Annotated in this window: 17 protein-coding genes; 7 read left to right on the top strand and 10 right to left on the bottom strand. The window is 47.1% G+C overall.

The window, feature by feature from the left end; all coding sequences use genetic code 11:
- Positions 1-118: 118 nt before the first annotated feature.
- From OM978_RS09005 to OM978_RS09015, 3 genes are read left to right on the top strand one after another with little or no spacing between them, the layout of a single operon-like run.
- Positions 119-1,387, top strand: a complete 1,269-nt coding sequence (locus OM978_RS09005) for a glycosyltransferase (RefSeq protein ID WP_264346518.1) — start codon at positions 119-121, stop codon at positions 1,385-1,387.
- Positions 1,380-2,144 carry a Nif3-like dinuclear metal center hexameric protein gene (locus OM978_RS09010; protein WP_413691104.1) on the top strand — a complete coding sequence of 255 codons (765 nt, stop codon included), beginning with the start codon at positions 1,380-1,382 and terminating at the stop codon, positions 2,142-2,144. The genes OM978_RS09005 and OM978_RS09010 overlap by 8 nt, the downstream gene beginning before the upstream one ends.
- Before the next feature lie 26 nt (positions 2,145-2,170).
- Positions 2,171-2,944 (top strand): methyltransferase domain-containing protein, encoded by a 774-nt coding sequence (locus OM978_RS09015; RefSeq protein ID WP_264346520.1) that lies wholly within the window; start codon positions 2,171-2,173, stop codon positions 2,942-2,944.
- Positions 2,945-3,370: 426 nt separating this feature from the next.
- On the opposite strand, the gene OM978_RS09020 is transcribed toward OM978_RS09015, so the two are convergent.
- The 6 genes from OM978_RS09020 to OM978_RS09045 form a co-directional block, all read right to left on the bottom strand.
- The gene (locus OM978_RS09020) at positions 3,371-6,622 is read right to left on the bottom strand and encodes a S41 family peptidase (RefSeq protein ID WP_264346521.1); all 3,252 of its coding nucleotides are present in this window, start codon (positions 6,620-6,622) and stop codon (positions 3,371-3,373) included.
- 139 nt (positions 6,623-6,761) lie between these two features.
- A complete protein-coding gene (locus OM978_RS09025; RefSeq protein ID WP_264346522.1) occupies positions 6,762-10,580 on the bottom strand; it encodes a translocation/assembly module TamB domain-containing protein in 3,819 nt (1,272 codons plus the stop codon).
- The gene (locus tag OM978_RS09030) at positions 10,577-11,971 is read right to left on the bottom strand and encodes an autotransporter assembly complex protein TamA (RefSeq protein ID WP_264346524.1); all 1,395 of its coding nucleotides are present in this window, start codon (positions 11,969-11,971) and stop codon (positions 10,577-10,579) included. The genes OM978_RS09025 and OM978_RS09030 overlap by 4 nt, the downstream gene beginning before the upstream one ends.
- Positions 11,972-12,012: 41 nt before the next feature.
- Positions 12,013-12,285 carry a POTRA domain-containing protein gene (locus OM978_RS09035; protein WP_264346526.1) on the bottom strand — a complete coding sequence of 91 codons (273 nt, stop codon included), beginning with the start codon at positions 12,283-12,285 and terminating at the stop codon, positions 12,013-12,015.
- Between the two features lie 121 nt (positions 12,286-12,406).
- Positions 12,407-13,576, bottom strand: coding sequence for an ABC transporter permease (locus tag OM978_RS09040; protein WP_264346527.1), 1,170 nt, complete (start codon positions 13,574-13,576; stop codon positions 12,407-12,409).
- Positions 13,573-14,526, bottom strand: a complete 954-nt coding sequence (locus OM978_RS09045) for an ABC transporter ATP-binding protein (protein WP_264346528.1) — start codon at positions 14,524-14,526, stop codon at positions 13,573-13,575. The genes OM978_RS09040 and OM978_RS09045 overlap by 4 nt, the downstream gene beginning before the upstream one ends.
- A gap of 182 nt (positions 14,527-14,708) precedes the next feature.
- Between OM978_RS09045 and OM978_RS09050 the strand changes: the two genes are divergently transcribed.
- A complete protein-coding gene (locus OM978_RS09050) occupies positions 14,709-15,446 on the top strand; it encodes an alpha/beta fold hydrolase (RefSeq protein WP_264346529.1) in 738 nt (245 codons plus the stop codon).
- A gap of 1 nt (position 15,447) precedes the next feature.
- Here the strand turns inward: OM978_RS09050 and OM978_RS09055 are convergent, their stop codons facing one another.
- From OM978_RS09055 to OM978_RS09070, 4 genes are all read right to left on the bottom strand, one after another.
- The gene (locus OM978_RS09055) at positions 15,448-16,797 is read right to left on the bottom strand and encodes a HAMP domain-containing histidine kinase (protein WP_264346530.1); all 1,350 of its coding nucleotides are present in this window, start codon (positions 16,795-16,797) and stop codon (positions 15,448-15,450) included.
- Positions 16,772-17,452, bottom strand: coding sequence for a response regulator transcription factor (locus OM978_RS09060; RefSeq protein ID WP_264346531.1), 681 nt, complete (start codon positions 17,450-17,452; stop codon positions 16,772-16,774). Before OM978_RS09060 ends, OM978_RS09055 begins: the two co-directional genes overlap by 26 nt.
- A 24-nt stretch (positions 17,453-17,476) precedes the next feature.
- Complete coding sequence (locus OM978_RS09065) at positions 17,477-17,644, bottom strand: hypothetical protein (protein WP_264346533.1); 168 nt, start codon at positions 17,642-17,644, stop codon at positions 17,477-17,479.
- Between the two features lie 98 nt (positions 17,645-17,742).
- Entirely contained in the window at positions 17,743-17,976 is a 234-nt protein-coding gene (locus OM978_RS09070; protein ID WP_264346534.1) for a hypothetical protein, read from the bottom strand.
- A gap of 288 nt (positions 17,977-18,264) precedes the next feature.
- Between OM978_RS09070 and OM978_RS09075 the strand changes: the two genes are divergently transcribed.
- The 3 genes from OM978_RS09075 (at position 18,265) to OM978_RS09085 (ending at position 23,845) form a co-directional block, all read left to right on the top strand.
- Entirely contained in the window at positions 18,265-21,228 is a 2,964-nt protein-coding gene (locus OM978_RS09075; protein WP_264346535.1) for an ExeM/NucH family extracellular endonuclease, read from the top strand.
- Between the two features lie 166 nt (positions 21,229-21,394).
- Positions 21,395-21,841, top strand: a complete 447-nt coding sequence (locus OM978_RS09080; RefSeq protein WP_233006897.1) for a hypothetical protein — start codon at positions 21,395-21,397, stop codon at positions 21,839-21,841.
- 396 nt (positions 21,842-22,237) lie between these two features.
- Positions 22,238-23,845, top strand: coding sequence for a methyl-accepting chemotaxis protein (locus tag OM978_RS09085; RefSeq protein ID WP_264346536.1), 1,608 nt, complete (start codon positions 22,238-22,240; stop codon positions 23,843-23,845).
- Positions 23,846-23,992: the final 147 nt, after the last annotated feature.

Consider the following 23,992-nt stretch of genomic DNA (forward strand, 5'->3'; position numbering starts at 1 on the left):
GGTGTTGAAAACCCCATGGTAACACTGGCCTGATTAAAGCAACCAGAGCAATTCGTTATTTTCTATGGATAAAGGTAAACTAACGGCCTTTGTGATCTTGTGGTGAAATTAAGTTTTTATGAGTGTGCTTCTTGTTGTGGGTTACGTCTGGCCTGAACCTAAGTCCTCTGCTGCTGGCAGCCGGATGTTGTCTTTGCTCTCGATGTTTCGCGGGCAAGGCTGGACCGTTATTTTTGCAAGTCCAGCCGAAAAAAGCCCACACCGTTTTGATTTAAGCCAATGGCAGATCGCTGAAGAGCAAATTCAGTTAAACGACAGCAGTTTTGACGAGCAACTCAAAGAGTGGCAACCCGATATGGTGATGTTTGATCGTTTTATGCTCGAAGAACAGTTTGGCTGGCGGGTAGAGCAACAGTGCCCGAACGCTTTACGGCTATTGGATACTGAAGATCTGCATTTTTTACGTTTAGCCCGTCAGCAGGCTTTTAAAGCAGGCAGGGAAGTGACACTGCAGGATTTGCACTCTGAACAGGCGCAGCGTGAAATTGCCGCTATTTATCGCTCTGATCTGACGCTGATTATCTCAGAAGCTGAAATGCAGCTTTTGACTGAGCATTTTAAAGTGCCTAAAGCGCTGTTATGTTACAGCCCGTTTTGGCTGGATACAGAAATAGCAGCTGATTTACCTGCATTTGAACAGCGCCAGCATTTTGTCTCTATTGGTAATTTCCGCCATGAACCGAACTGGCAGGCTGTGTTATGGCTCAAACAGCAGATTTGGCCGTTGATCCGCAAGCAGCTTCCCAAAGCAGAACTGCATATTTATGGTGCTTATCCACCGCCTAAAGCCACGCAGTTGCATCAGCCGAAGGACGGATTTCTGCTCAAAGGCTGGGCAGAAGATGCGGCAGAAGTCATTAAAAGTGCCCGGGTTTTATTGGCTCCTTTGCCTTTTGGAGCTGGCTTAAAAGGTAAGTTTATTGATGCAATGGCACAGGGCACACCCAATGTCACCACAGCTGTGGGCGCTGAGGGCATGTTGCATCAAGGCGAATGGGCTGGGCTTATGGCTGAAACCGCACAAGAGATAGCTGATGCCGCAGTGCTTTTGTATCAGGACGACACCTTATGGCAACAAAAGCAGCAGCAGGGTTTTGTTATTTTGGCAAAACGTTTTGCCATCAATGAACATCAACCCCGCGTCTGGCAGCAATTGATGGATGTGCAGCAACAGCTGTCACAGCACAGATTAACCAACTTCACAGGCGCGATGCTCAGACATCATCAGCATCGCAGCACGCAGTTTATGGCGCAGTGGATTGAAGCAAAAACTAAACTGGCAGAGCTGAAAAAATGTTCTGCCACGCAGGAGACAAATCATGAGTGAAATCAGCCGTCAGGAGTTAATTCAACTGCTTGATCAGGAGCTACAAAGTAGTTTGATCAAAGACTATTGCCCTAATGGTTTACAAGTCGAAGGCAAAAGCCAGATTAAAAAGATTGTCGCGGGCGTCACCGCCTCTCAGGCATTGCTGGATGCGGCGCTCGCTGCTGGTGCTGATGCCATTATGGTGCATCATGGTTATTTCTGGAAAAACGAAGACTATGCCATTACCGGTATTAAAAAATGCCGCTTACAAACCTTACTTAAACATGATATCAGCCTGATTGCCTATCATTTGCCGCTGGATGTGCATCCGCTGCTTGGCAATAATGCTCAATTGGCATTAAAGCTTGGTTTAACGAGTTGGCAGGCTGTGCCTGGTGCCAGCCCATCCGGTGTACTCATGCGTGGCACTTTAGCAAATCCTATGACCAGTCAGCAGATTGCGGACAGGCTACATAGTGAGCTTAACCGCTTACCTTTGTTGCATGCAGTGCTGGATAAACCTGTGACAGAACTGGCCTGGTGTACTGGCGGCGGGCAGTCTTATATCGACCAGGCTTATGCTGCTGGTGCAGAGCTTTTTATCAGCGGCGAAGTGTCGGAGCAAACGATCCATAGCTCACGTGAGCTTGGCATCGACTTTATTGCCGCAGGCCATCACGCCACAGAACGTTATGGCATTAAAGCTCTGGCCGAATTTGTGCAGCAGCGCACTGGTGTTGTCTGTGAATTTATTGATATCGATAATCCGGCTTAGGGCTAATAAGTAGCGAGTGATCAGTGGTGAGTAAAAAACAGCAGGACCGCAATTTTGATGGCATAGCGGGCAAATTTCAGAAGAATATTTATCAGACCACCAAAGGCCGTTTACGTCAGGCGGTATTGCTGCGTGATTTTGCCGAATGTGCCGATTTAGCAACACCAAACCGTATTCTGGATGTAGGCGCAGGGCAGGGCCAATTGGCGCTGGCATTGGCAGAGCAAGGCCATCAGGTGACCTTAACTGACTTGTCGCAGGATATGCTGGATATGGCGCTTGAGGATGCAAAAGAGCGCGGTGTAGATACGCAAATCCAATGTCATGCGCTGGCGTTGCAGCAGTTATCAGATCAACAATGGCCAGCTTTTCCTGTGGTGCTTTGTCATGCTGTACTTGAATGGTTGCATGAACCTGCTGAAGCTATCAAACAACTGCGTGCTTTAGTACAAACAGGAGGGCTGGTGTCGCTGATGTTTTATAACAAAGATGCCAAACGCCTGAGCAATATTATTTATGGCAATTTTAACTATGTGCTGCGCGATTTAGCCTTTAAGAAAAAAGTCAGTTTAAGCCCGCAAAATCCGCTGCAACCTGAAGATGTGTATCGTTGGTGCAAAGAGGCTGGTTTTGTCATTGAAGGCAAAACCGGCGTGCGTTGTTTTCATGACTACCTGCGCGACCGCTCAGAGCAAGAAACAGAGTTTGACAAGCTGTTACAGATAGAACTGCAATACAACAGACAAGAGCCTTATGCCTCAATAGGGCGTTATCAGCACCTGCTGCTTCGCGCTGTATAACTAAAACCTGAAAACGGGGTCAGCTCATATGGTTAATAATATGAGCTGACCCCGTTTTTATTTGCTGAGAATTAAAAGTAAAAAAACAGTTGCAGTGTGAAAGAAAGCTGTTATGATTTACTCCGTAATGCGAACGGTTATCATTTGCAAAATATGCAATCAAGTGGGAAGTCTGCACCCTGCCAGGAAGGCACCTTGATTTCGTAGGCGGGTAATTGTTGTGTTACATGTTGTGACCCTATGACAACAGCGATGTTGTCGAACTCCGAAGTCTTTGCCCATCCAAAGACCACGTTCTGGCCCGGCCTTATCAGCCGGGCATTTTTTTGTGTATTCGATCCGTCATGTTGAGTTTTTTATCTATAACAAAAAACCGCTGACGATGCAGCGGTTTCTAAAACACTCATGAAAATTAAAGATTGTGCTTTATTTTCCTAACTGAGTGGGCATAACAGGGGCTTGGCTATGATTTTCAGGCGGATTGGCTTTTAGCTCAGCTAAGGTATGAGCTATAGCACGCTCCAGTTGCACATCGCGGCCTTTGTTGACCGCTATTGGATCCAATTCCACTTCGATATCAGGTGCGACACCTTCGTTTTCTACACGCCACTCACCATCTGGGGTGTAAAAGCGGAAAAATGGCACTACATGGAAACCACCGTCAATCATGTCAGGGTTGGTGGAAATACCTATTAAGCCACCCCAGGTGCGGGTCCCTATAGTTTTTCCCAAACCTAAACGTTTAAAGGCCCACGGCAGGAAGTCACCACCTGAACCTGCATCCTGATCGATCAGCATGGTTTTTGGCCCATAAATACCAGCGCCAGGAGTGGTAAAGACCAAGCCATCACGATCTTTCCAGCCTGACAGGAAATCGCGGCCTAAAATTTCAGTGATATAGTTGGCTGCCTGACCACCGCCATTTTTACGTTCATCAAGAATAACGGCCGGCTTGTCGGTTTGAGCAAAGAACATACGGTTAAAGAAGTAAAAGCCGCCATCTGCTGTATTGGGCAGATAAACATAGGCAATTTTGCCATCGCTTTGTTTTTCAACAAACTGACGGTTTTGTTCTACCCAGTGCCAGGAACGCAACTGGCTTTCATTGGCGACAGGTTCGACGGTAATAGTGCGGCTATTGTCACCATCAGCACTGTCCGCTATGGTCAGTACGACCTGCTTGCCCAGCGTGTTGTCCATCAGCGCATGGATATTATCCTGCTCGCTTAACTCGCGACCATCGATAGCCAGCAAGTAATCACCAGCTTTCGCACTGGCTCCAGGCACATTCAGTGGTGCTTTTAAAAATGGACTCCAGCGATCGCCTTCAAACACAGTTTTAAACTGGTATTTACCATCATCAATGACAAAGTCAGCACCTAACAGGCCAACTTTACTTGGACTTTCCTGATGCACATCACCACCACCAATTCGGTTGTGGCCTACCTGCAACTCTGCAATCATCTCGACCAGCAGCTCGTTTAAGTCTTCCCGGCGCTGCACATCTTTTAATAAAGGCTGGTATTTGTCATAAACCGCCTGCCAATCCATGCCATGCAATTTGGCGTCATAGAAATAGTCTTTTTGCATACGCCAGGCGTCGTTGAAGATTTGCTGCCATTCCTGCTGCGGGTCAACAAAGCTGCGTACATCGGCCAGGTTAACAGCTTTTGCATCCAGCTTTTCTTTTGCATCAGCGACTTGCAGCGTGTTGGGCATACTGATTAACAGCAACTTTTTACCATCGTGACTCAGGTTGTAGCTGGCTATACCATCTTTGACGCTGGCTGCTTTTTTCTCTTCAAAGTCAAAACGATACAAAGTGCCATTGTTTTGACCATTGCTGCCCGGCAACTCATTGCTGGCACCTGCTTGTGGCCGGTCGACGTAATATAGCGCACCATCGCCAGCTACAGCTAAGCTGTCATAGTTACGTTCAGGCAGGGGCAACGCAACAATGCGGTTTTGCAGCGAATCCAAATCAATCCGCACTGCTTTGACTGTTTTTTCGTCCTTTTTATCTTTTGTCTCTTCTTTGTCTGTGTTGCTTTTCAGTGGTTCATCGCCGGTTTTTGCTAACAGCGGAGACTTGCCCTCTGCAGATAAAACATAAGCATAAATCGCTTTACGTACAGGCCGTTCGCGGGTGGATAAATCCAACCCAACCTGAGCAGGGCCTGTATTGACGGATGCGGTGAAATACAGATAGTCCTGGGTAAATACCGGATTATCAGTCTCGCTCATGCCATCTGTGATTAAGCTGCTCTTGTTCGTCTGAAAATCAAAGAGTTTGATTTGACTGAAGTAGTTGGCACCAGACACTGTGTAGGCCAGGTAACGACTGTCTGGCGAAAACGACAGCTTAAACTCAGCCCGGCGATCAGAGCTGTCCAGTTTCTGGCTGCGTTTGGTTTTCAGGTTAAACACATAGAGGTTTAAATGATTGTCATGATAGGCAATCAGCTTACCGTCTGGTGAAAAGCTCAGCAGGTTAAAATATCCAGCATCTGACAAAGCAAAATATTCAGGCTGACTTAAACCGTCCTGAGCCTGCAGTACTAGCTGATGTTTATTGCCTTTATCTGAAATAAAAGCCACTGAACTGCCATCCGGGCTCCATAAGCCGTCGAACTCTCTGACGCCGCTGCTTTGGGTCAGATTGCGGGTACTGCCATCTTTTACCGGTACTGTGAATACATCACCACGGGCACTGATCACAACACGCTGCCCTGTGGCCGATAAGCGGGCGTTGGTCAGGGTTTTGCTGGCATCTTTCCACTGTGGGCGTTTTTGTACGGACTGGGTTTGGATCTGCACAGGGATAGGTGTGCTTTGGCCGCTGCTGACATCATAACTATGTAAAAAACCGCCGGCTTCATAGACGATTTGATTGTTGTAGCCTGCGGCACTGCGCAAATCCCAGTCGGTATTCTTTGTCAGTTGTTCCACTTTTTTATTGCTGTAGCGAAACAGATTTACCGCAGTATTGTCGCGGTCAGACAGGAAATACACATCATCGCCGAGCCAAAACGGACTGAATTCATTGGCATTAGGATGTGGGATTTTTTCCAGCTGCTGTTTTTCTAAATCAATGATCCACACCGGAGGCGTGCTGCCACCGCGGTGCAGACGCCAGCCACTTGTGCCACTGTAAGCCATATTGTTGGGTCTGTAGGCCAGTTTCTTGCCATCAGCGCTTAAGTCCCCTTCAAAAGCCACGGCTTCCATCAGTTTTTGTTCAAAACCACCCGCAACAGGCACACTAAACAGCTGATTGCTGCGGCTGTTTGCTATCTCACGGTTGGATGCAAAGATGACTTCTTTACCATCAGGGCTCCAGCTATTGACGGTATCAGCACTTGGGTGAAAGGTCAGTCGTGTTGCAGCTCCACCGCTTGAAGGCATCAGGTAGACATCGGTGTTGTTATCGTAACTGGCTGAAAACGCAATCCACTTGCCGTCAGGAGAAAATTTAGGGGCAAATTCGCTGGCCGGATGGCTGGTGAGCTGACGTGGGTTTTGGCCGTTTTTGTCGCTGACCCAGATATCGCCGCCATAAACAAAAGCCAACTGGTTTGCGGAGATATCGGGTTGGCGCAGCAGGGCTGTGCCTTGTGAGGCAAAAGCGGAACAAGTAGCCAGGGCACAAAATAGCGTAAGGTAACGTGGTTTAAACATGGTATGTCCTTGGTGTGGTTCTGATTTACCCACAAGTAAACCACATAAGGCGCACCCTGCAAAACACAAGCTTGTAACAAGAAATGTAGAAAGAATAACAGATCAGCAACTCTGCTGATCTGTGGTGTCATTCGCAGCTTTAATCAAACTCAAACTTGTAAAGTACATCCACTGCGCTGTCTATGCCTTGCACAGCCTCAAGGTAGAAGTTTTTCATCAGCTCGTATCTTAAGGTGAATTCCCCCAAAGAGTTAAAAATACCCACGCCATACTTCAGCTGTAGTTTGGGTGATAAATAGCCGCTGACTGTGACTTGTGAGTCATCACCAGTGCCCGCTGTATCCAATGTAAATTGCTCAAACCCCAACGCCTGACCTAACTGGCTGACCATGCCGTTGCTGTTGGCAATACCAAGGCCTATTAAACCGCTGGTTAACGGATTACTTTTGGTATCAGCGCTACCGGATAAATCCCGTCCCATCAACAGATAAGACAAAGCGTTGGCCTGGGGTTTGGACGGTTCTGAAAAGATCACAACGGAAGCCTGATCGGCAGGGCCGTTCACTCTAATACCTGCAATCACATCATCTTCAGTGGAGGAGGGGTTACGTATCGCTTCAATATTTAAAAATGGCTGATCGGCAGGACCATTAAATATCAGTTTGCCTTTACGGATCAGCAAATCCTGGCCGTAAGAGCGGAAGGTTCCGTCCAGAATATTCACTTCGCCTTTTAAGCGTTGTTGCTGACCATTCTGACTGAATAATAACTGACCTTTTAAGCGACTTTTTAAGCCAAAAGCCTGCAGTTTTACTTCATCCCCTAAAATCAGCCGCATTTCGGTAACTAATTTAATTGAACTGGTGACAGCACCACGGCGCACTTCCAGTTCTTTATTCAGTAATATTTCATCGTCTGAGATTTGCACCGCGTTTTGCGGTAAATCGTCTATCGCTATATCAGCTTTTGGAATTTGCACTGTGCCTTGCACTGCAACCACCTGATTTTGCGCCAGTACTGTGATTTCCGGATTGATATAGACCACACCTTGCGACAGGGTAAGCGGCAGTTGCTGGCCGCTTAAGGCTAAACGAGCCTGATAGTTGGCTAAATCAAACCAGTCGGCATAACCAGATAATTGTGCTTTACCTTCACCACTTTGAATTTCCGCAGTTAGCAGAGCTTTTTGTTGTAAAAAATCCAGCTGCAGACTGCCTTGTTCTATATCCAGCGGGGCATTATTCCCCTGCAATTTCACGTCACTGACTTTGAGTTGACCTGACAATAAAGGCCGGCCCAAGGTGCCGCTAGCGCGAACCTGACCATTTAAAGTGGCGATAAATTCACTTTGTTCTGGCAATAAAGTGCGTAAAAAACTTAAATCCAATCGGGTTAACGTCAGCTCTGCTTCGAGCTTTTTATCCTCTGCAGTTAAATCGGGCAGGGAGGCTGAACCTTTGAGTGAACGGTCTTCACTGAACTGCATTTGCCAGTTGCTGGAAAGCTGTTTTGGCGTCAATGTCAGTGCCGCATTCCAGCTTTGCCACGGCAGTTGTAACGGGTTGACATCGGTTTGTTGCCATTTACCTGCTGTGCCTGTCAGCTTAATCGCTGCATTCAAACCTTGTTTTTTACCCCAGCTCAGCTGCAGATCTGCATCGGCTTCGCCGGTCAATCGTTGTGATTCGCCAATAAAAGGTTCCAGCAAAGCCAGCTGAAACTGTTGCAACCGCACTGCTAAGTCGCCCTGGCTGCCGCTGATTTTGCTGGCTTTCTCCAGGCAGAGTCTACCCGGCTCTGATGACCAGCAATGAGCTGGCAAACTGAGTTGTTGTTTTGGCCAATCCAGCGTCATCAGTATCGTATCGGCTAAAGCCCAATGACCGACAGGAGTCTGCAATTGAGTTTGTTGCAGCTCTATTTGCCACTGTTGTTTAGGTTTTGCTGTGGCTGCTGCCTGCAGCTGTGCTTTGTAGTCGGCCCCATCCAGCTGCAGTACCAAATCGCTGCTGTTTTTATTGCCTGTCAGCAGCAACTGGGCAGAATTCAGTTGTTGTCCTGAAAGCGTGCCTTTACCTAAGGTCAGTTCCAGTTGATGATCCAGATTGTCGCTGTTAATCAGTGCATTCAGGCTGAGGTTTTGCAGGCGCATTAGCTTTTTATAACGCAATTTCTCACCCTGCAGCTTGATATCCAGAGCCGGGTGTTGTTGTGGACCTGTTATTTTGGCATCGGCCATCAGGCTGCCCTGGGCGCCCTGAATAGAGCTGGCCAGATCGGGAGCAGCTACAGACAAAGCCATTTGCCATTTGTCTGTCACTTCCCCTTCAGCGGTGATTTTATTGTTGCCATGCTGTAGCACCAGCGTCTTACTGCTTAACGTCTCTACGTCCAGAGCTTTGCCTTTGGCCTGCAGCTGACCCGATAAAGACAGCGGTTGTTTACGCACTTGCCCCTGAATAGCTAAAGTCGGAAGTTCAAGCTGCCATTGTTGCTGGTGGTAACTGGCTTTGAGTTTGATATCACCACTGAGTTGTCCCGGATAATCTTTTAGCCATGGATCCAGTTGCATTTTATCAAGCGAAAGGGCCGCATCAAGCGCCAGCTCTTTGGTTAAATCCAAAGCACCAGTACTGCTTAGATTGCCCAGCGCGGAATTCAGCGTTAATGCAGACCAGCTCAACACCGGGGCTTGCCAATGCGCATTCAGTTGCAGTTGGCTATCTGGCAGTTGAGGAAGTTGTTGCTGGCTTTGTAAAGTGAGCTTCAAATCAGCTAATGAACCTTCAGCATCAATCAGCAATTGCTGCATTTTATATAAGGGCTCACCTTGCAGTGGCCACTGCAGGCTGGTGGCTTTTAATTGCAGTTGTATTGGTAGTCCTGCGCTCAGCGGTGCGACTTCTACCTGGGCGCTAGCCTGCTGGGTACCTGTCAGTTCAAGACCTAGCTGCAATTGATCTAATGAACCGGCTATGCTGCTATTGAGTACTAACCCAGAGCTTTCGGCTTTCACAAAGCCCTGCAATGCAAAAGGAGTGGAATTGGTCAGACTGAGTTGTGCTTCAGCATTAATTGGGTTGCCGTGCAAATCCGGCTGAGTTATTTGCAGTTGAGTAAGTTTAAACTCCGTAAGCTCAAACTGATCCGGATTGGCTTCGAGGGAAAAACTAAGCTGCTCTGCAGAAAGTTGCTGCGCTCCTGTGACTTTAGGCTGCTGTAATGTGAGCTTCTTTACACTCAGCCACAACGGCAATTCAATTCGCGTTAGTTGTGGCACCTGATAATGCCACCAGGCCACACTGTTCGTTGCGGTGCTGGCTGTTGTGGTGGCTTTTGTTGTGTTAGATGAGACACTGTTTTGTTCTGAAACTGCTGGTAAATGCAACTGTAATTGGTCCAATAGCGTGTCACCCAGTTGGATTTGCTGACCACCTAATTTCAGCTCTGTGCTCAGGCCATTGAGACTAAGCTGCAGTTCACTTTGCTGTACCGTCAGATCAGTGACCTGTAGTTGAGTAATACTGACTTTGGGCAGTTCCAGTACTGTCTCTTCTTGCTCTGGCGCAGTTTCGGGTAGGGTGGACGGACTGAGCACCAGATGCACACCTTCTGCTGTTGCGCTGTCCAGACAAATCTCAAATCGGCCTAAACAATACCAACTGACTTTAGCGGCAAGACTGTTGATCTGCAGCTGCACTCCATCTTGCTGAAACTGCAGTCCGGTCAGCGTAAAACCTTCAGCCAGGGTGCCGCTGATTTGGGTTATTTGAACCGGGCTGTTGTCCGGTAGCAACCGGTTCAGTAGTTGCAAAGGTTTATTGGTATAAAACAGCACAATCAGGCTGAGCAACAGTAATAAACTGAAGGCTAAAAAGAATTTCTTCCAACTAAAAACTGAGCTGACGTTTTTCACATCAGGCATGGTAGTGCGCTCTTCGCTGCCATTCACACTCATAATTCCGGCCCCAAACTAAAATGCAACTGCAGGGCCTGATCGGAGGGCACATCCAATCCCCATGCAACATCAATACGAATAGGGCCAACAGGGGAAGCCCAGCGCACACCTAAACCTACACCACGGTAAATATCAGCCTTATCATTCCAGGCACTACCGGCATCAAAAAATGCAGCAGCCCACCAGTTTCCTGACACCCTATGCTGATACTCAAGCGCAGCAGTCGCCAGATAACGGGCACCAATCAAGCTGCCTTCTGTATCCACAGGAGAAATGGATTCGTACGAATAACCACGAATACTGTTATCACCACCCGCAAAAAAGCGCAGGGAAGGCGGTAGTTCAGTGATGGCTTCCATCAGCACAGCACCTGCATCTACACGCACCAGATAACGCTGATCATCGGAGAAGGACCCGATCCAGCCAACACGACTGCGCAAACGCACAAAACTGCTGTCTGAGCCCCAGGCCGGGTCTGAAACTTCAGTGCCAATTAAATACCGGGTGGCTTCAGAGGGCATACTGCCACCACTGTCCCAACTGCGGCTAAAGCTGATGCCAGGCATAATCAAGTTGGCACTGCCGGAGTCTGTACCCTGCACATAATCTTCGTATAACCAGCGCACAGAAGCGGTTCTGTACCAGGCATCGTCCAGCAACCAGTGCCGCTCCAGAGAGGTATTGTATTCCTGACTACGGGTGTCTTCTAAATCTTTATTTTTGATACCAAAATTGAGTTTATAAAAATCTTCGCTGACATTTTTCTTTGGCCATTTATAGCCTGCCTCCACTGTTTGTTCAGGGCCCGATAACGCCATTTTACTGTTTAAACTATGGCCTCTGTCATTGAGCCAGGGTTTGTTCCAGTTCAGCTTAATACGTGGCCCCAGATCGGTGGAATAACCCACACCAGTCTCCACAGTGTTACGAATTTGCGGTTCGACTTTAATCTTCACCGCCAGTTGCTGTTCAGCGTTTTCAGGTTCATCCACAGTGACATCTATGCTGCGAAACCAGTTGGTTTCAGCCAGACGCTGATTCAGTTCACCCAGCTTGCTCGACAGATAAGGTTCGCCCGGCTTAAAAGGCAACATGGAGCGTAAACGTTCGTCACGGATTTGGCTGCCTTCAAAGGCGACTTCACCAAAGTGATAACGTGGGCCAGAGTCAAATTGAATATGAATAAAGCCCTGCAGCAGGCGTGGGGCAACGGACAGTTCTTGTTTAACAAACTTTGCCTGAAAATAACCACGGCGCAAAGCCAGCGAGTTCAGCTGATTTTTGATTTCTTCATAACGGCCATGATGCACCCTGTGATTCACCTTGGGTCCTACTTGTTTCACCAGTTTGGCAAACTCAGGATCGGTCGAGGCTTCACCCAGAATTTCCACTTTGACGGATTTCAGTCGTAAAGCTTCACCAGGTTTAATGGTCAGTCGTAGCTTTTGTTTTTTTCTTTACCGACAAGGCTTGGCTCTATAGCCATGCGGTAATAACCGACGGCCCGGCCTGCGAGTTTGACATCTTCAATCACTTTGTTTTGAAAACGTCTGGACCCAAGGTTGTTTTTAGCGGGCAACCTGTCTAAATAAAGTTCAATATTATCAGCAAGGGGGCCTGAAACGCCCTTGAGTTCAATTTGGGGATGCGCTGCAGCGGCAGAGGCGGCAAACAGCGCCAGAATGGCCAGAGTCCTGTACAACAAAATGCGAACTATCCTTTGTGTTAATACCGGACCAGCAAGGTCCGGCTTGGCTCTAAGAGTATAACAGTCTGATAGAGTTCAGTACGTTTTCAACTACTTAATGGACCAGTTTGCTTATTTCTTAATCTTTAACCCTGGCAAACAAAAAGGTTTTCATCAGCAAGGACCACTCTGGTTCTTTGCCATACATACGAATGCCAAGTTCAAATACTCTGCTGGCTGCATTTTTAAGCCAGAACAGACAGGCAACCAGCAAAACCAGCGATAAAATCCATTCCCACCATGGCACAGATACTGACGCCATACGCATAGGCATAGCGGCAAAAGAGGTCAGTGGAAACAAACTTAATATATGCATCAAGGTGCCTTCTGCATTGTCCATAGCGCTGAACACCACACCTAAAGGCACTGTTGGTAAAAACATCATAATAGAGCGGCTGGAATGATTTGGGTCGTCAATAGTGGCGGCAAAACCCGCCAGAAAGCTGTTGACCAACAGCAAACCTAAACTGACAAAAATCAGAGCGCTGGCCAGTTCCAGAGTTGTGATAGGCAACACAAACATACCTTTACCTTTGGCCAGTGAAACGGCCTGGATCATCAGGTATAAAAACAAGCCTGTAGTGACCATACTTTTTAAGCAAAACAGCGAAATACCTAAAATTTTGCCATCTATCCATTCTTTGGTGCTGATCAGTGTCAGCAGCTGTTCAGTGACCCGTTGCTGTTTTTCTGTGGTAATGGCGGTAAACATAAAGCCAAAGCCTGAAAATACGCCAATCCCCAGCAGGATCAGCAAACCACCGCTGACCATTTGTTGCTCTTTGTTTTGTTTGGCTGAGTCTTTTTTCAGAAAAACCAGCTGGGTCTCAGGCAGAGTATTCACAATAGTTTTTTGTTCTGCGCTCAGTGGCAACTGATTAATTCGTTGTTTTTGCAGCCAGTTCTGCAGTTCGGGTGTGATTTTATCCTGCCAACTGGCACTGGATTCTGCCGTCATCACCAGCTTATCGTCTTTGACCTGAACTACTAAATCCCAGACATCTCCAAGACCTGAGAGTGCAGTTTCTGCCGAGTTGTCCGGAATTTGACTGATGGTAAAGCCGCTGATTTTAGGTGCAGCAGCGCTGCTGACCAGCGCTATTTTATAGTCATTGTCCAGCCAGGTTTTTAGCAGTGGCCAGGCGCTCATCACCACTAAAGACAGCAGCATCAGGCCAATACTGATGATCTCCTGCTTCCATTTGAAATAACGTTGAAACTCAAAAACCGCTATGGTCCATAAATTCATGCTGCATCTCCTTGCGCATCTGGTGTTGTTTGCTGGTTATGTTGCTGCACTGCAGTGAGGTACAACTGATGCAAACTGGGCTGGATACGACTGAAATCAGCCAATTCCGCTACGCTGGTCAGCTGTTGCAGCAACTGACTGACACTAAAACCAGCTTTTAAGGTCAGTTGAATTTTAGAGGGGTCTAAGGTTTTGAATTCAGCTACTGCAGTTAAGCGCTGCAGCGCTTCAGAGTTAACCTGCTGTTCAAAGCTCACTTCAAACCACTGTTTTGGATCCAACTGATGGCTGACTTGAGCCAGACTACCCTGAGCCACCAGTTCACCTTTGTTCAGCAATAACATTTGATCCGCTAAACGTTCAATCAACGCCATTTGGTGGGCACTTAAAATAACGGTCGTACCACTTTGCTTTAACTCGGTCAGGATAGCTAACACATGCTCTTGATTGACCGGATCCAGACCTGAGAAGGGTTCATCTAAAATCAGCAGGTCGGGTTTATGCAACACGCAGCTAATAAGCTGTACCTTTTGCTGATTGCCTTTGGAGAGTTTATTTAAGGTGTCGTCCATTTTTTCCAGTAAATCGAGTCGGGTGCACCACTGCAGCAGCGCAGCGCTGATGTCTGCTGCGGCCATGCCTCGTAACTTACCTATATAAGTCAGGTTTTGCCGCACAGTTTTATCCAGATACAAGCCTCTGTCTTCCGGCAAATAGCCATAACAACGTTTTGGTAATGCACTGAGCTGTTCGCCTTTGTACTCAATACTGATTTTGCCTGCATCGGGGCGGGTTAAGCCAACCAGCATTCGAATAAGGGAAGATTTTCCGGCACCGTTGGGACCTAACAGCGCAAAAATCTGGCCAGATTGCACATCAAAACTGATGCGGTTGACGGCTTTGACTGTGCTGTAACTTTTTTCTATTTGATGTGCAGAAATCCTGAGCATGACCTGTCCTTGTATGGCATAGCAGTAACGAAAGTACCCCAAGCATATCAATGCTATCGCTTTCACAACAACAGAAAAGTGTGACAATTTATTAACTTGTCGGTACTCAGGTTTTTGTCAGCCTTTTGTCATCTGGCACAGGTACACTGCGCATAAAGATGGATCAGAGGCAGAGCAGAGCGATGAAAGTAAAAACTGCACTAACCATAGTGTTGCTGCCAGGACTGGATGGCACTGGTACTTTGTATCAGCAGCTTAGGCAGCAGTTAGCGCCGGATTATGAACTTCAGGTGATTGCTTATCCCTTGGACCAGCAATGGGGTTATCCGCAGTTGCTGGATTTTATCCGGCCACAACTACCACAGAATCCTTATCTGCTGCTGGCCGAGTCTTTTTCTGGTCCTTTGGGTATTTTACTGGCGGCAGAACAACCAGAGCATTTAAAAGCGCTGGCACTGTGTTGTACTTTTGGTCGTAACCCTTTACCTGCGATCAAAGGGCTAGCGGGTGCCGTTGATAAACTGCCGTGGAATGAACTGGTGCATCATTGGACAGCTTTATGGTTGCAGGGCCGTTATGCCAATGCAGAGTTATCCGCTTTGCTGGAAAAGGCTCTGACTATGGTGCCGGAACAAGTGATTAAACAACGGGCTAAACAGGTGTTGCAGGTTGATGTACTGACGGAATTTGCGACTTTAACTATTCCTCTGATGTATCTTCAGGCGCGGCAAGACCGGCTTATCTGGGCTTTTAATGCCAAATCCTTGTTGCAGCTCCAACCTGCAATGCAGCTGGTTCGACTGGACGCGCCGCATTTTTTATTGCAAGCCATACCGGAGCAAGCGGCATGGCAGCTCAAACTTTTTATTCAGCAGCACCTGAGCTTAGAATTACCACAGCAGAAGGCTTTAACAGGCTGAATCAAGGGCTGGTTTGCAAGGAAAAACAAGCACCGGGTGAGCTATTGGACGCTTTCAGTTGCCAGCCGTGTGTCGTGGCAATTTCATAACAAATCGCCAATCCAAGGCCTGCTCCCTGATGACGCCTGTGAGGACCTCGCCAGAACTTGGTAAAAAGCCAGGGTAAATGCTCTGGTGATATACCAGGGCCATAATCACGCACACTGATGCCAGACTCTGTGACGGTCAGTTCAACCACTGAGTGAGCTGGGGCATGGTGAATTGCATTTTCCAGTAAGTTTTTCAGAAGCACAAAACAGGTGCTGCGATCGGCATGTAACAAGGAGGCTTCTGACTCTACAACCACAGCGATCTGAACCTGAAAAATGACCGCCAGCCGGCTTAAATACAGCGCGACTTCTTCTGCCACATCGGTTAAATACAGCGCCTGATACTGATAATTCTGACTTTCTCTGGATTCTGCCCAATGCAGCAACTGATGGATAAGTCGTGCCATCTGGTCAATGTCCCGCAGTAACAGGTCGCGTTTGGGGAAATGTTCGGCCATTTCAATTTCGCCTCGTAGCAGCGCTAGCGGTGTTTTTAACTCATGTGCAGTGGTGGCCAGTAATTCCTGCTGCACTTTAAAACCTTTTTCCAGCCGATCAAGCGTCTGATTAAAAGCATTAATCAGCGGCAACACCTCTTGTGGCAGCTTATGGGTATCCAGTCGTTGGGTCAGGCTATGAGGTTCTATTTGTGCTGCAGTGGCAGATGCATTTTTTAGCGGCCTGAGCATATAACCAATAGTCAGCCAAACGACCAGACTTATCAGCAATAAACAAAGCAGAGTCACCAGTACTGCAACTACAGATAAAGGCTTCACGTTGGTCAGTTGGAACACACTCATCAGCCGATCACTGCCGATCACTTGTACATAGTAGCCGGGGTAATTAGGCAAAGGTGCTGTGTTGACGTGATACAACAAGTTCTGATGCATTAAGGTAAACAAGCGTTTTTCTGTCGAAAACTGCTTGTCAGCCTGATTGAAAAGCGACTGTGCATCCGCCGTGGACTGCAGCAACGCCACTCCGTGCTGATCGGTGATTTGATACAGGAGTTCTGAACTTAACACCTCGTATACCCAGTCATATTTTTTGTCATACAGCTTAGTTGTGGGGCGACCTCGTGCGTCCGGTATAATTTCTTTACTCAAATAATGGATTTGTTTATCCAGAGTGCGCTGCAGGATCAGATTAGGATTTAGCACAAAGATATAAAACAGGATACTGGCCAGAGTAAGGGCTAAAGCGGCAATAAAAGTGATAATTAAGCGAAAGGTTAGATTACGTTTGCGGTTGACTGAGAGCATAACCTAAGCCTCTGATATTATTGATAACAAGCGGAGAGCCTATAGCACTGAGTTTTTTTCTGATCCGGTGCAGCGCTACATCCAGCGCATTGGGAGTGACCGCATCAGTTAAGCCCCAGGCAGTTTGCTCTAGTTTTTGCCGGCGTACTGTTTTGCCTTGTTCCTGCATCAAGGTTTGAAGTATTTGCAGCTCAGCAGGGGCTAAAAGACTGCTTTGCAAACCATAATGCACTGAAGCCGAATGCAGGCATAAACGGGTGCCGCAGTATTCAGGTTCATTGAGTTGCAGCTGGCCCGGACGACGTAACAAGGCCCGAACTCTGGCGACCAGCTCGTCCATGGCAAAAGGTTTGATCAGATAATCATCGGCGCCACTTTCTAATCCGTCGATCCTGTCATGTAAGGCATTGCGGGCGGTCAGCACCAGACAAGGCAGGTTCTGCCGGTTCATTCTCAGATGACGCAGCAAATCCAGACCATCACCATCAGGTAAACCTCTGTCCAGAATTAGTAATTCATAAGGCTGCATCTGCATGGCCTGTAATGCTGATTTTGCATCTGAAAAAGTATCAGCGGCTATACCTGCTCTTTGTAGTGCGGTACAGACCAGTTCACTTAGGCGCTCATGGTCTTCGACCAGCAGTATTCTGCTCATATAATGTCCCGGATCCTATCTCTGTTACTGCAAGCTGGTGGCGCAAAAGGAGTAAATACAGCTTAACTTATATTCCGCGTCGACTGGTTGCTGAAATTGCTGAAAACGTTCTGCAGCGACGGGGCGGAAAGGGGAGATAAAACAGATCAACGCCAAAAGTAAAGCGAGCAACGCAACGGGACGCAAATTCATTAACTGACTCCATCTGAGTGAATTCAACAGGAGTCAGCTTACTGGCTGTTTTCTTACGCTTTACTTACCAGCGGTAACTAAAGCAGTCTTTTGTAGCATTAATGTGTTGGTGTTTTGTCTGCCTGAGCCGTCAGTAAAAACAAAATTTTATCCATATTCAGCTTTTCATAAGGCATTAAACGTTCAGGTTTGCCTTCACGTAAGATAGATAAATGATCAGCGGTAAAAGCCAGCACAGCAGCAGAAGTGGTGATGGTATTGCCTTCGACTTTGTAGTGGCAGTGCGCCAAATCTAAAAAAGCCAAAATACGATTACGGATAGTGGTCATCATGGATTGAGCTCCGGTTTAGCGCTTTTTAATAATATTCCCTGTCGTGTACTACTTCTCTCACTCCGGGAGGAGTTCTCATGCAAAGGCTCTGACAAAGGCTCAGCTGGCTTTGTTCCGCTGATTGGCTAAAAAGTTTAAAAATTACGATGAATACCCGCTGAATTCGGACTGATGTCACAAATATTGCGATTGATTAAATAAAAGCCTTAGTTTATTAATATGGTTGTAACATTGTTAACCTCTAATGTTTACCCGTTAAAATTATAAATAACCCTAAAAGTGAACTCCATGAGCATAAAAAATCTATGTGCAGTCGCTGTTGCGTTGGCGTTAAGTCCGCAGTTGCAGGCTGAATTACTGATCTCTGAATACGTTGAAGGTTCGTCCAATAACAAAGCCATAGAACTGGCGAATCTGGGCAGCGTTGCTGTTGATTTAAGCCAGTACAAACTGCAAATGTTTTTTAATGGCAATACCACTGCTGCCACCACTATTAATTTAACCGGTACTCTGGCCCCTGGTGCCGTGTATGTGATCGCTAATAACAATTCAGTAGCTGCGCTAAAAGACAAAGCCCAGTTGCTCAATAGCTCGTCCTGGTATAACGGCGATGATGCTCTGGTGTTATCCAAAGGCGATCAGATTATTGATTCGTTTGGCCAGGTAGGCTTTGATCCAGGTAGCGCATGGAATAGCGGTGGAGTTTCTACTGTCGATAAAAGCTTAAGACGCAAAGCTTCGGTCACTACAGGTGATATCACAACCACTGATGTATTTGACCCTTCATTGCAGTATGAGCAGTTTGCTCAGGATGATTTTAGTGATATTGGCAGCTATAACGGTGCAGGTCCTGGCACACCGGAAGAGCCAGTTTATGTGCATGGTCAATGTGGTGATGCAACCACGCTGATTTCTGCTATTCAGGGTGAGACTGATGAGTCCCCTCTGAAAGGTCAGACGGTTTCGGTAGAAGCTGTAGTGACAGCAAGTTTTCAGGATAGCACTGGTTTAAAAGGCTTCTTTATTCAGGAAGAAGCTGCAGATCAGGACTTAAACACCCAAAGCTCTGAAGCGGTCTTTGTGTACGACAACCTGTCTGGTAAAGCCGCTGTTGTAGGTGACAAGGTTCGGGTCAGCGCTGTAGTGGAAGAGTCTTTTGGTCAGACGCAACTGGCGAAACTGGTTGATTTAACGTCCTGTGGCGCAGGTGAAAGCATTGCTGCTGTGCCTGTTACTTTACCTGTGGCCAGTTTAAGTCAATTTGAAGCGGTTGAAGGCATGAAAGTGCGCTTAACCGAACGTCTGGTGGTGACGGATAACTATGGTTTAGGTCGCTATAACGAGCTGAGCTTGTCGTCTGAGCGTTTGTATCAGCCAACTCAGGTGGCTTTACCAGGTGATGCAGCCAAAGCTGTGATGGCAACAAACAGCCTGAATAAGCTGGTCTTGGATGATGGCTCTAACCTGCAAAATAAAGACACTGTGTATCCGGCTCCGGGTTTATCAGCCACTAACACTGTGCGGGTTGGCGATGAAGTTTTACCTTTTGATGCAGTGCTTGGTTACGGTTTTAGTAAATACCGTGTTCATCCGTTAACTGAACCTGTGTTTGTCAGCAGCAATCCACGTACTGAACAACCTGCTATCAGCAAAGGCGATTACCGCATCGCCAGCATTAACGTGCTGAACTATTTCAACGGTGACGGCACAGGAAATGGTTTCCCTACTTCCCGTGGCGCTTCTACAGCTGTTGAATTTGCCAAGCAACGCGACAAAATTATTGCTGCCATTTCTGCAATGAACGCTGATTTAGTGGGTTTACTGGAAATTGAAAACGACGGTTTTTCAGAGCAATCCGCTATTGCCGACTTAGTTCGTGGTTTAAATGAAAAAGCGGGTGCTGATGTTTGGGCTTTTGTTGATTTTGCGATGCCACAAGTAGGGACTGATGCTATTACGTCAGCCATGATTTATCGCAAAGACAAAGTCGTTCAGGCGGGTAGCGCTGCTGTCACTACAGCTGTGCCTTTTGATTATGGTAACAGAGCACTGATCAGCCAGAGTTTTCAACTGCCACAATCTGCTGAACTGCTGAATTTCACCGTAGCGCACTTACGATCTAAAGGCAGCTGCCCAAGTGATAAAGCGGATTTAGCGAACATTGACTCAGGCGATGGTCAGGGCTGCTGGAATGGAGTACGTCTGCAGGCTGTGCAAGCGATGCACAATTGGCTGGCCGGTTACCCAACAGGTGTAGAAACAGACAACAGCGTGATCGTAGGTGACTTTAATGCTTATATGCAGGAAGACCCAATCCGCGCTATGAATGACGCAGGTTATGTTCAGGTTAGTCAGCAGCTTTATGGCAATAAAGTCAGCTCTTACGTGTTTAATGGCGAGTCAGGCACGCTGGACCATGTATTTGCTGCAGGTGAAATTAAAAACCGCGTGGCTGAAGTGACAGAGTGGGCCATCAACGCTGATGAGCCTGTGATACTGGATTACAACGAAGAGTATAAGTCTGAGCTTGCTAAGGCAAATTTCTATGCGCCAGGCCCGTTCCGCTCTTCTGATCATGATCCTATGGTGATGTCGGTTTATTTTGCCAAGCCATTAGTCGAAGACCAGTTTTTCCTGCTGGACGAGCAATCTGCTGCTGGTACAGTCGTAGGGCAAATTATCACCAGTTCTGCTGTAGCCATCGCTGATTACCAGTTATCTGGTGAGCAAGCTGACTTGTTTAGTATCAACTCTACTGGCCAATTAGTAGTGGCCGCTGGTGCTGTGCTTGATTTTGAAAGCCGTCAGGTCCTGCGTTTTGAACTGACAGTACAAACTGAAACTGGCCTGGTGTCAGAACCAGCCACAGTTGAAGTACAACTGAATAACTTGCCTGAGTTACCCGTTGTTACTTTGGAAGGTTTAGCTGCTGTACTGTCAGATAACGTTCGCCCTGGTACTTTGCTGGCGACAGTGAAAGCTCAGGCGACAGGCAACAACGCTAGTATTCAGAACATTCAGTTGGTTGAAGGTGATAAGTATCTGGTACTGAAAAACGGTCAACTGACGCTGAAGAAAAAACTGAACGCAAAACATCAGCCTGAACTTAAATTCAGCATCAAGGCGACAGATTCCTTAGGTGTTAGTACTACTGTGACTTATGTGATTGAAGTTAATGATGGCAAAGGTAATGCCGTGGTGCAGTGGGTGATTTCTGTAATTAAAGCGGTATTGGGTTGGTTATTTGGTTAACCTTTATTTGAGGTAGACCAGAGAATAACGAAACAGCCACCTGCGGGTGGCTGTTTTTTTGGCTGCTCATCAGGGTTATTTTGTGTTACAAGGAACCTAATTGTTTAGCCAGAGTCTGGTTGATTCAGATCCAGGTATTCACGCTCTAGTAAAAGGAAATAGTCAGGTGAAACAACAGTATTGGGTAGGGCTTGTGAGTGTTGTTGTGCTTCTGGCCGGATGTTCATCAACACCGCATCAGCGCTCTGAGGCGAAGGCCATTTTTAAAGCCTGCGTGCATCCGGATCAAAGTAAACAATTCAGCTACCGCAAAGGCCGTCCTATGCAAATAGAACAAAAAGTGATGATGCAACGTATGGCAGAAGAGCGGTCAATGCAAAGACGAGCCCGGCCTGCCAATACCGACAGGTATGACAAAGAACCTGGCGAAGGACCTTTGTACGACGAGCTAGCCGAACTGATGGAAACCAAGCAATTCTGTAAAGAAGGCTACTTCGAACTCGACAGCAGTTTTGAGCATGGTTACGAGCGCATTATTGGTGAATGTAACGACAGCGCAACAGAGCAGGAGATGAAAAAGTTACCTCTTTGTGGGCCTGCGGATAGGCTCTGAATTCGCCTTGTTTAGCATTTTTAGACTGTCTAACCCCTGAGGCAGTCTGATTATTGATGCCAGTCAATAGGCACTGGCTGACCAATTGATTTTTGTACTGACACCCAAGCTGAGCACTGCTGCTATCCCATGGCAGCAGGTTTGCTGATTAGCTACACAGCTGCAAATGGACCTTGAAAGCCTGCGCGGGCTCTGACTTTGATGGACCCCTTTCTCTTATTACCTCCAGGTAGTGTGCTTCTTAGCCCAGGCTGTTGTTAGGCCCCAGATCCGATTGAATTTGTCTTTACCACGCTTGCCGACACAATGAGCAGAAAATTAAATGATAAAATTGATACCAATTTTATTTTCAATATGATATAAATGATAAAATCGGTAATTTAAGTGGTGGCTGATATGAACTTTAATAGTATTCGGGTGAAAAGTAGTATTCCTACAGCGTTGATGGCTATCACTGTGGTGGTGGTGATCTTGTTATTTAGTTACCTGAACTTGCTGCAAGAAAGAGCGTTAAAAATTGAAGCTGAAAATTTCTTGCCAGCCACTTCAACCGTATTAAACGCTGACCGCGATTTATACCAGGCAAAACTGGCGTTGACTCATTACAGCGTGACCACGAATGCCGAAGCGCGGACTGACTTTGATGAAAACGCAGCTCAGGTCAAACAACGTTTTGCCGAGTATTTAGGGCTATTGTCGGCTTACCCTGAGATTTCAACAAAATTCTCCGATTTTGATGCTAGCTATCAAAGCTGGTTGCAAAGCGCTGTGGTGGTGTTTAATGCTCCTGCAGGTGCCGAATTGACCTCTTTATTAGCGACTGAAGAAACTACCTTTGCGGCGCTTCGAAAAATACTGAATCTGGCAGGCGAGGTTGCATTAGAGTTATCCGGGCAGGAACAAACTAAATTGCATGAAAAAATTCAGCTGTTTAATAGACTGACTTACGGGTTTGCTTTCGCATTACTACTGATTTCCGGCTGGTTCAGTTATAAAGGCCCACGGGATTTAACCCGACAAATTAATGCGCTGACTCAGCGTCTGGCTGAAATAGCTTCAGGTGATGGTGACTTAACAGCACGCCTCCACATTACCAGTAAAGATGAATTTGCCGATTTGGCTGCGCAGTTTAATAGTTTTATTGCCAATCAGTGCAACATGATTGCCGCCATTTTGCAGCAGGCCAGTCAACTGAGCCAGTTGACGACCCAGTTGTCTGATTCAGCAGTAAAAACCAACGCTATTACCTCTTCGTTGAATATTGCCTCCGATTCTATTGTCAGCGCCGTTCACGAGATGACATTAGCCAATAAAGAAATGGCTCAGGTGGCGACAGAAACAGCTCAGGAGTCTGATCAGGCACGCAAAAGCGCTGGCTTAGGCTTGGAAGTGGTGGATAAAGTAACCAACAGCATGGGCAAACTGACCGCTGATGTGGATGCGGCTTTGGTTTTCTCGGCTGATTTGGAAAAAAGCTCAGGCACTATCAGCTCAGTGCTAGAGGTGATCCGCAGTATTGCCGATCAAACCAATTTACTGGCGTTAAACGCGGCTATAGAGGCCGCTCGGGCTGGCGAACAAGGCCGTGGTTTTGCGGTAGTGGCCGATGAAGTACGAACCCTTGCATCACGCACTCAGCAAAGCACGAACCATATTCAGGAGATTATTTCACAGCTGCAAAACCGGGTGTCCGAGTCGACTCAGGCCATTAATAGCGGTAAACAAAACGCCGATTTAACAGTGGCTAATTTTGGCCAGGCAGAGCAAGTGTTCCACCTGATTATGCAGTCCTCAGTACAAGTCAACGATATGGCGATTCGCACAGCAGCGGCAACAGAAGAGCAGGCCGTGGTATCGGAAGAGATCACGAAAAACCTCTACGCATTGCACGACCAGGCCAGCGCAGCCGGTGATGTGGCTAAAGAAAATAACAAGTTATCAGCCGATATCCGGCAATTATCCGATGTGCTTTTTAGTCTGGTTGGGAAGTTTAAAATCAGCTAAGCCGTATAACTATTGATGTATCAGGGCCTGCAGCAGAAATGTTGCAGGCTTTTTCTTTGTAGCTAATTAAGTAAGTTACCCTTTAATCCTTATGAGCAGCTTAAAAACAATAGCGCCTACTGAGTTCGACTCAAAGGGCGCAGTCAA

The sequence above is a fragment of the Rheinheimera sp. MM224 genome, from assembly GCF_947090785.1.
GTDB lineage: Bacteria > Pseudomonadota > Gammaproteobacteria > Enterobacterales > Alteromonadaceae > Pararheinheimera.

What these genes read in the sequence shown, in the direction of transcription:
- OM978_RS09070 (WP_264346534.1), bottom strand. Translation starts at nt 17,976, where the DNA reads ATGATGACCACTATCCGTAATCGTATTTTGGCTTTTTTAGATTTGGCG.
- OM978_RS09065 (WP_264346533.1), bottom strand. Translation starts at nt 17,644, where the DNA reads ATGAATTTGCGTCCCGTTGCGTTGCTCGCTTTACTTTTGGCGTTGATC.
- OM978_RS09050 (WP_264346529.1), top strand. Translation starts at nt 14,709, where the DNA reads ATGAAAGTAAAAACTGCACTAACCATAGTGTTGCTGCCAGGACTGGAT.
- OM978_RS09005 (WP_264346518.1), top strand. Translation starts at nt 119, where the DNA reads ATGAGTGTGCTTCTTGTTGTGGGTTACGTCTGGCCTGAACCTAAGTCC.
- OM978_RS09085 (WP_264346536.1), top strand. Translation starts at nt 22,238, where the DNA reads ATGAACTTTAATAGTATTCGGGTGAAAAGTAGTATTCCTACAGCGTTG.
- OM978_RS09040 (WP_264346527.1), bottom strand. Translation starts at nt 13,576, where the DNA reads ATGAATTTATGGACCATAGCGGTTTTTGAGTTTCAACGTTATTTCAAA.
- OM978_RS09045 (WP_264346528.1), bottom strand. Translation starts at nt 14,526, where the DNA reads ATGCTCAGGATTTCTGCACATCAAATAGAAAAAAGTTACAGCACAGTC.
- OM978_RS09060 (WP_264346531.1), bottom strand. Translation starts at nt 17,452, where the DNA reads ATGAGCAGAATACTGCTGGTCGAAGACCATGAGCGCCTAAGTGAACTG.
- OM978_RS09020 (WP_264346521.1), bottom strand. Translation starts at nt 6,622, where the DNA reads ATGTTTAAACCACGTTACCTTACGCTATTTTGTGCCCTGGCTACTTGT.
- OM978_RS09025 (WP_264346522.1), bottom strand. Translation starts at nt 10,580, where the DNA reads ATGAGTGTGAATGGCAGCGAAGAGCGCACTACCATGCCTGATGTGAAA.
- OM978_RS09075 (WP_264346535.1), top strand. Translation starts at nt 18,265, where the DNA reads ATGAGCATAAAAAATCTATGTGCAGTCGCTGTTGCGTTGGCGTTAAGT.
- OM978_RS09010 (WP_413691104.1), top strand. Translation starts at nt 1,380, where the DNA reads ATGAGTGAAATCAGCCGTCAGGAGTTAATTCAACTGCTTGATCAGGAG.
- OM978_RS09055 (WP_264346530.1), bottom strand. Translation starts at nt 16,797, where the DNA reads ATGCTCTCAGTCAACCGCAAACGTAATCTAACCTTTCGCTTAATTATC.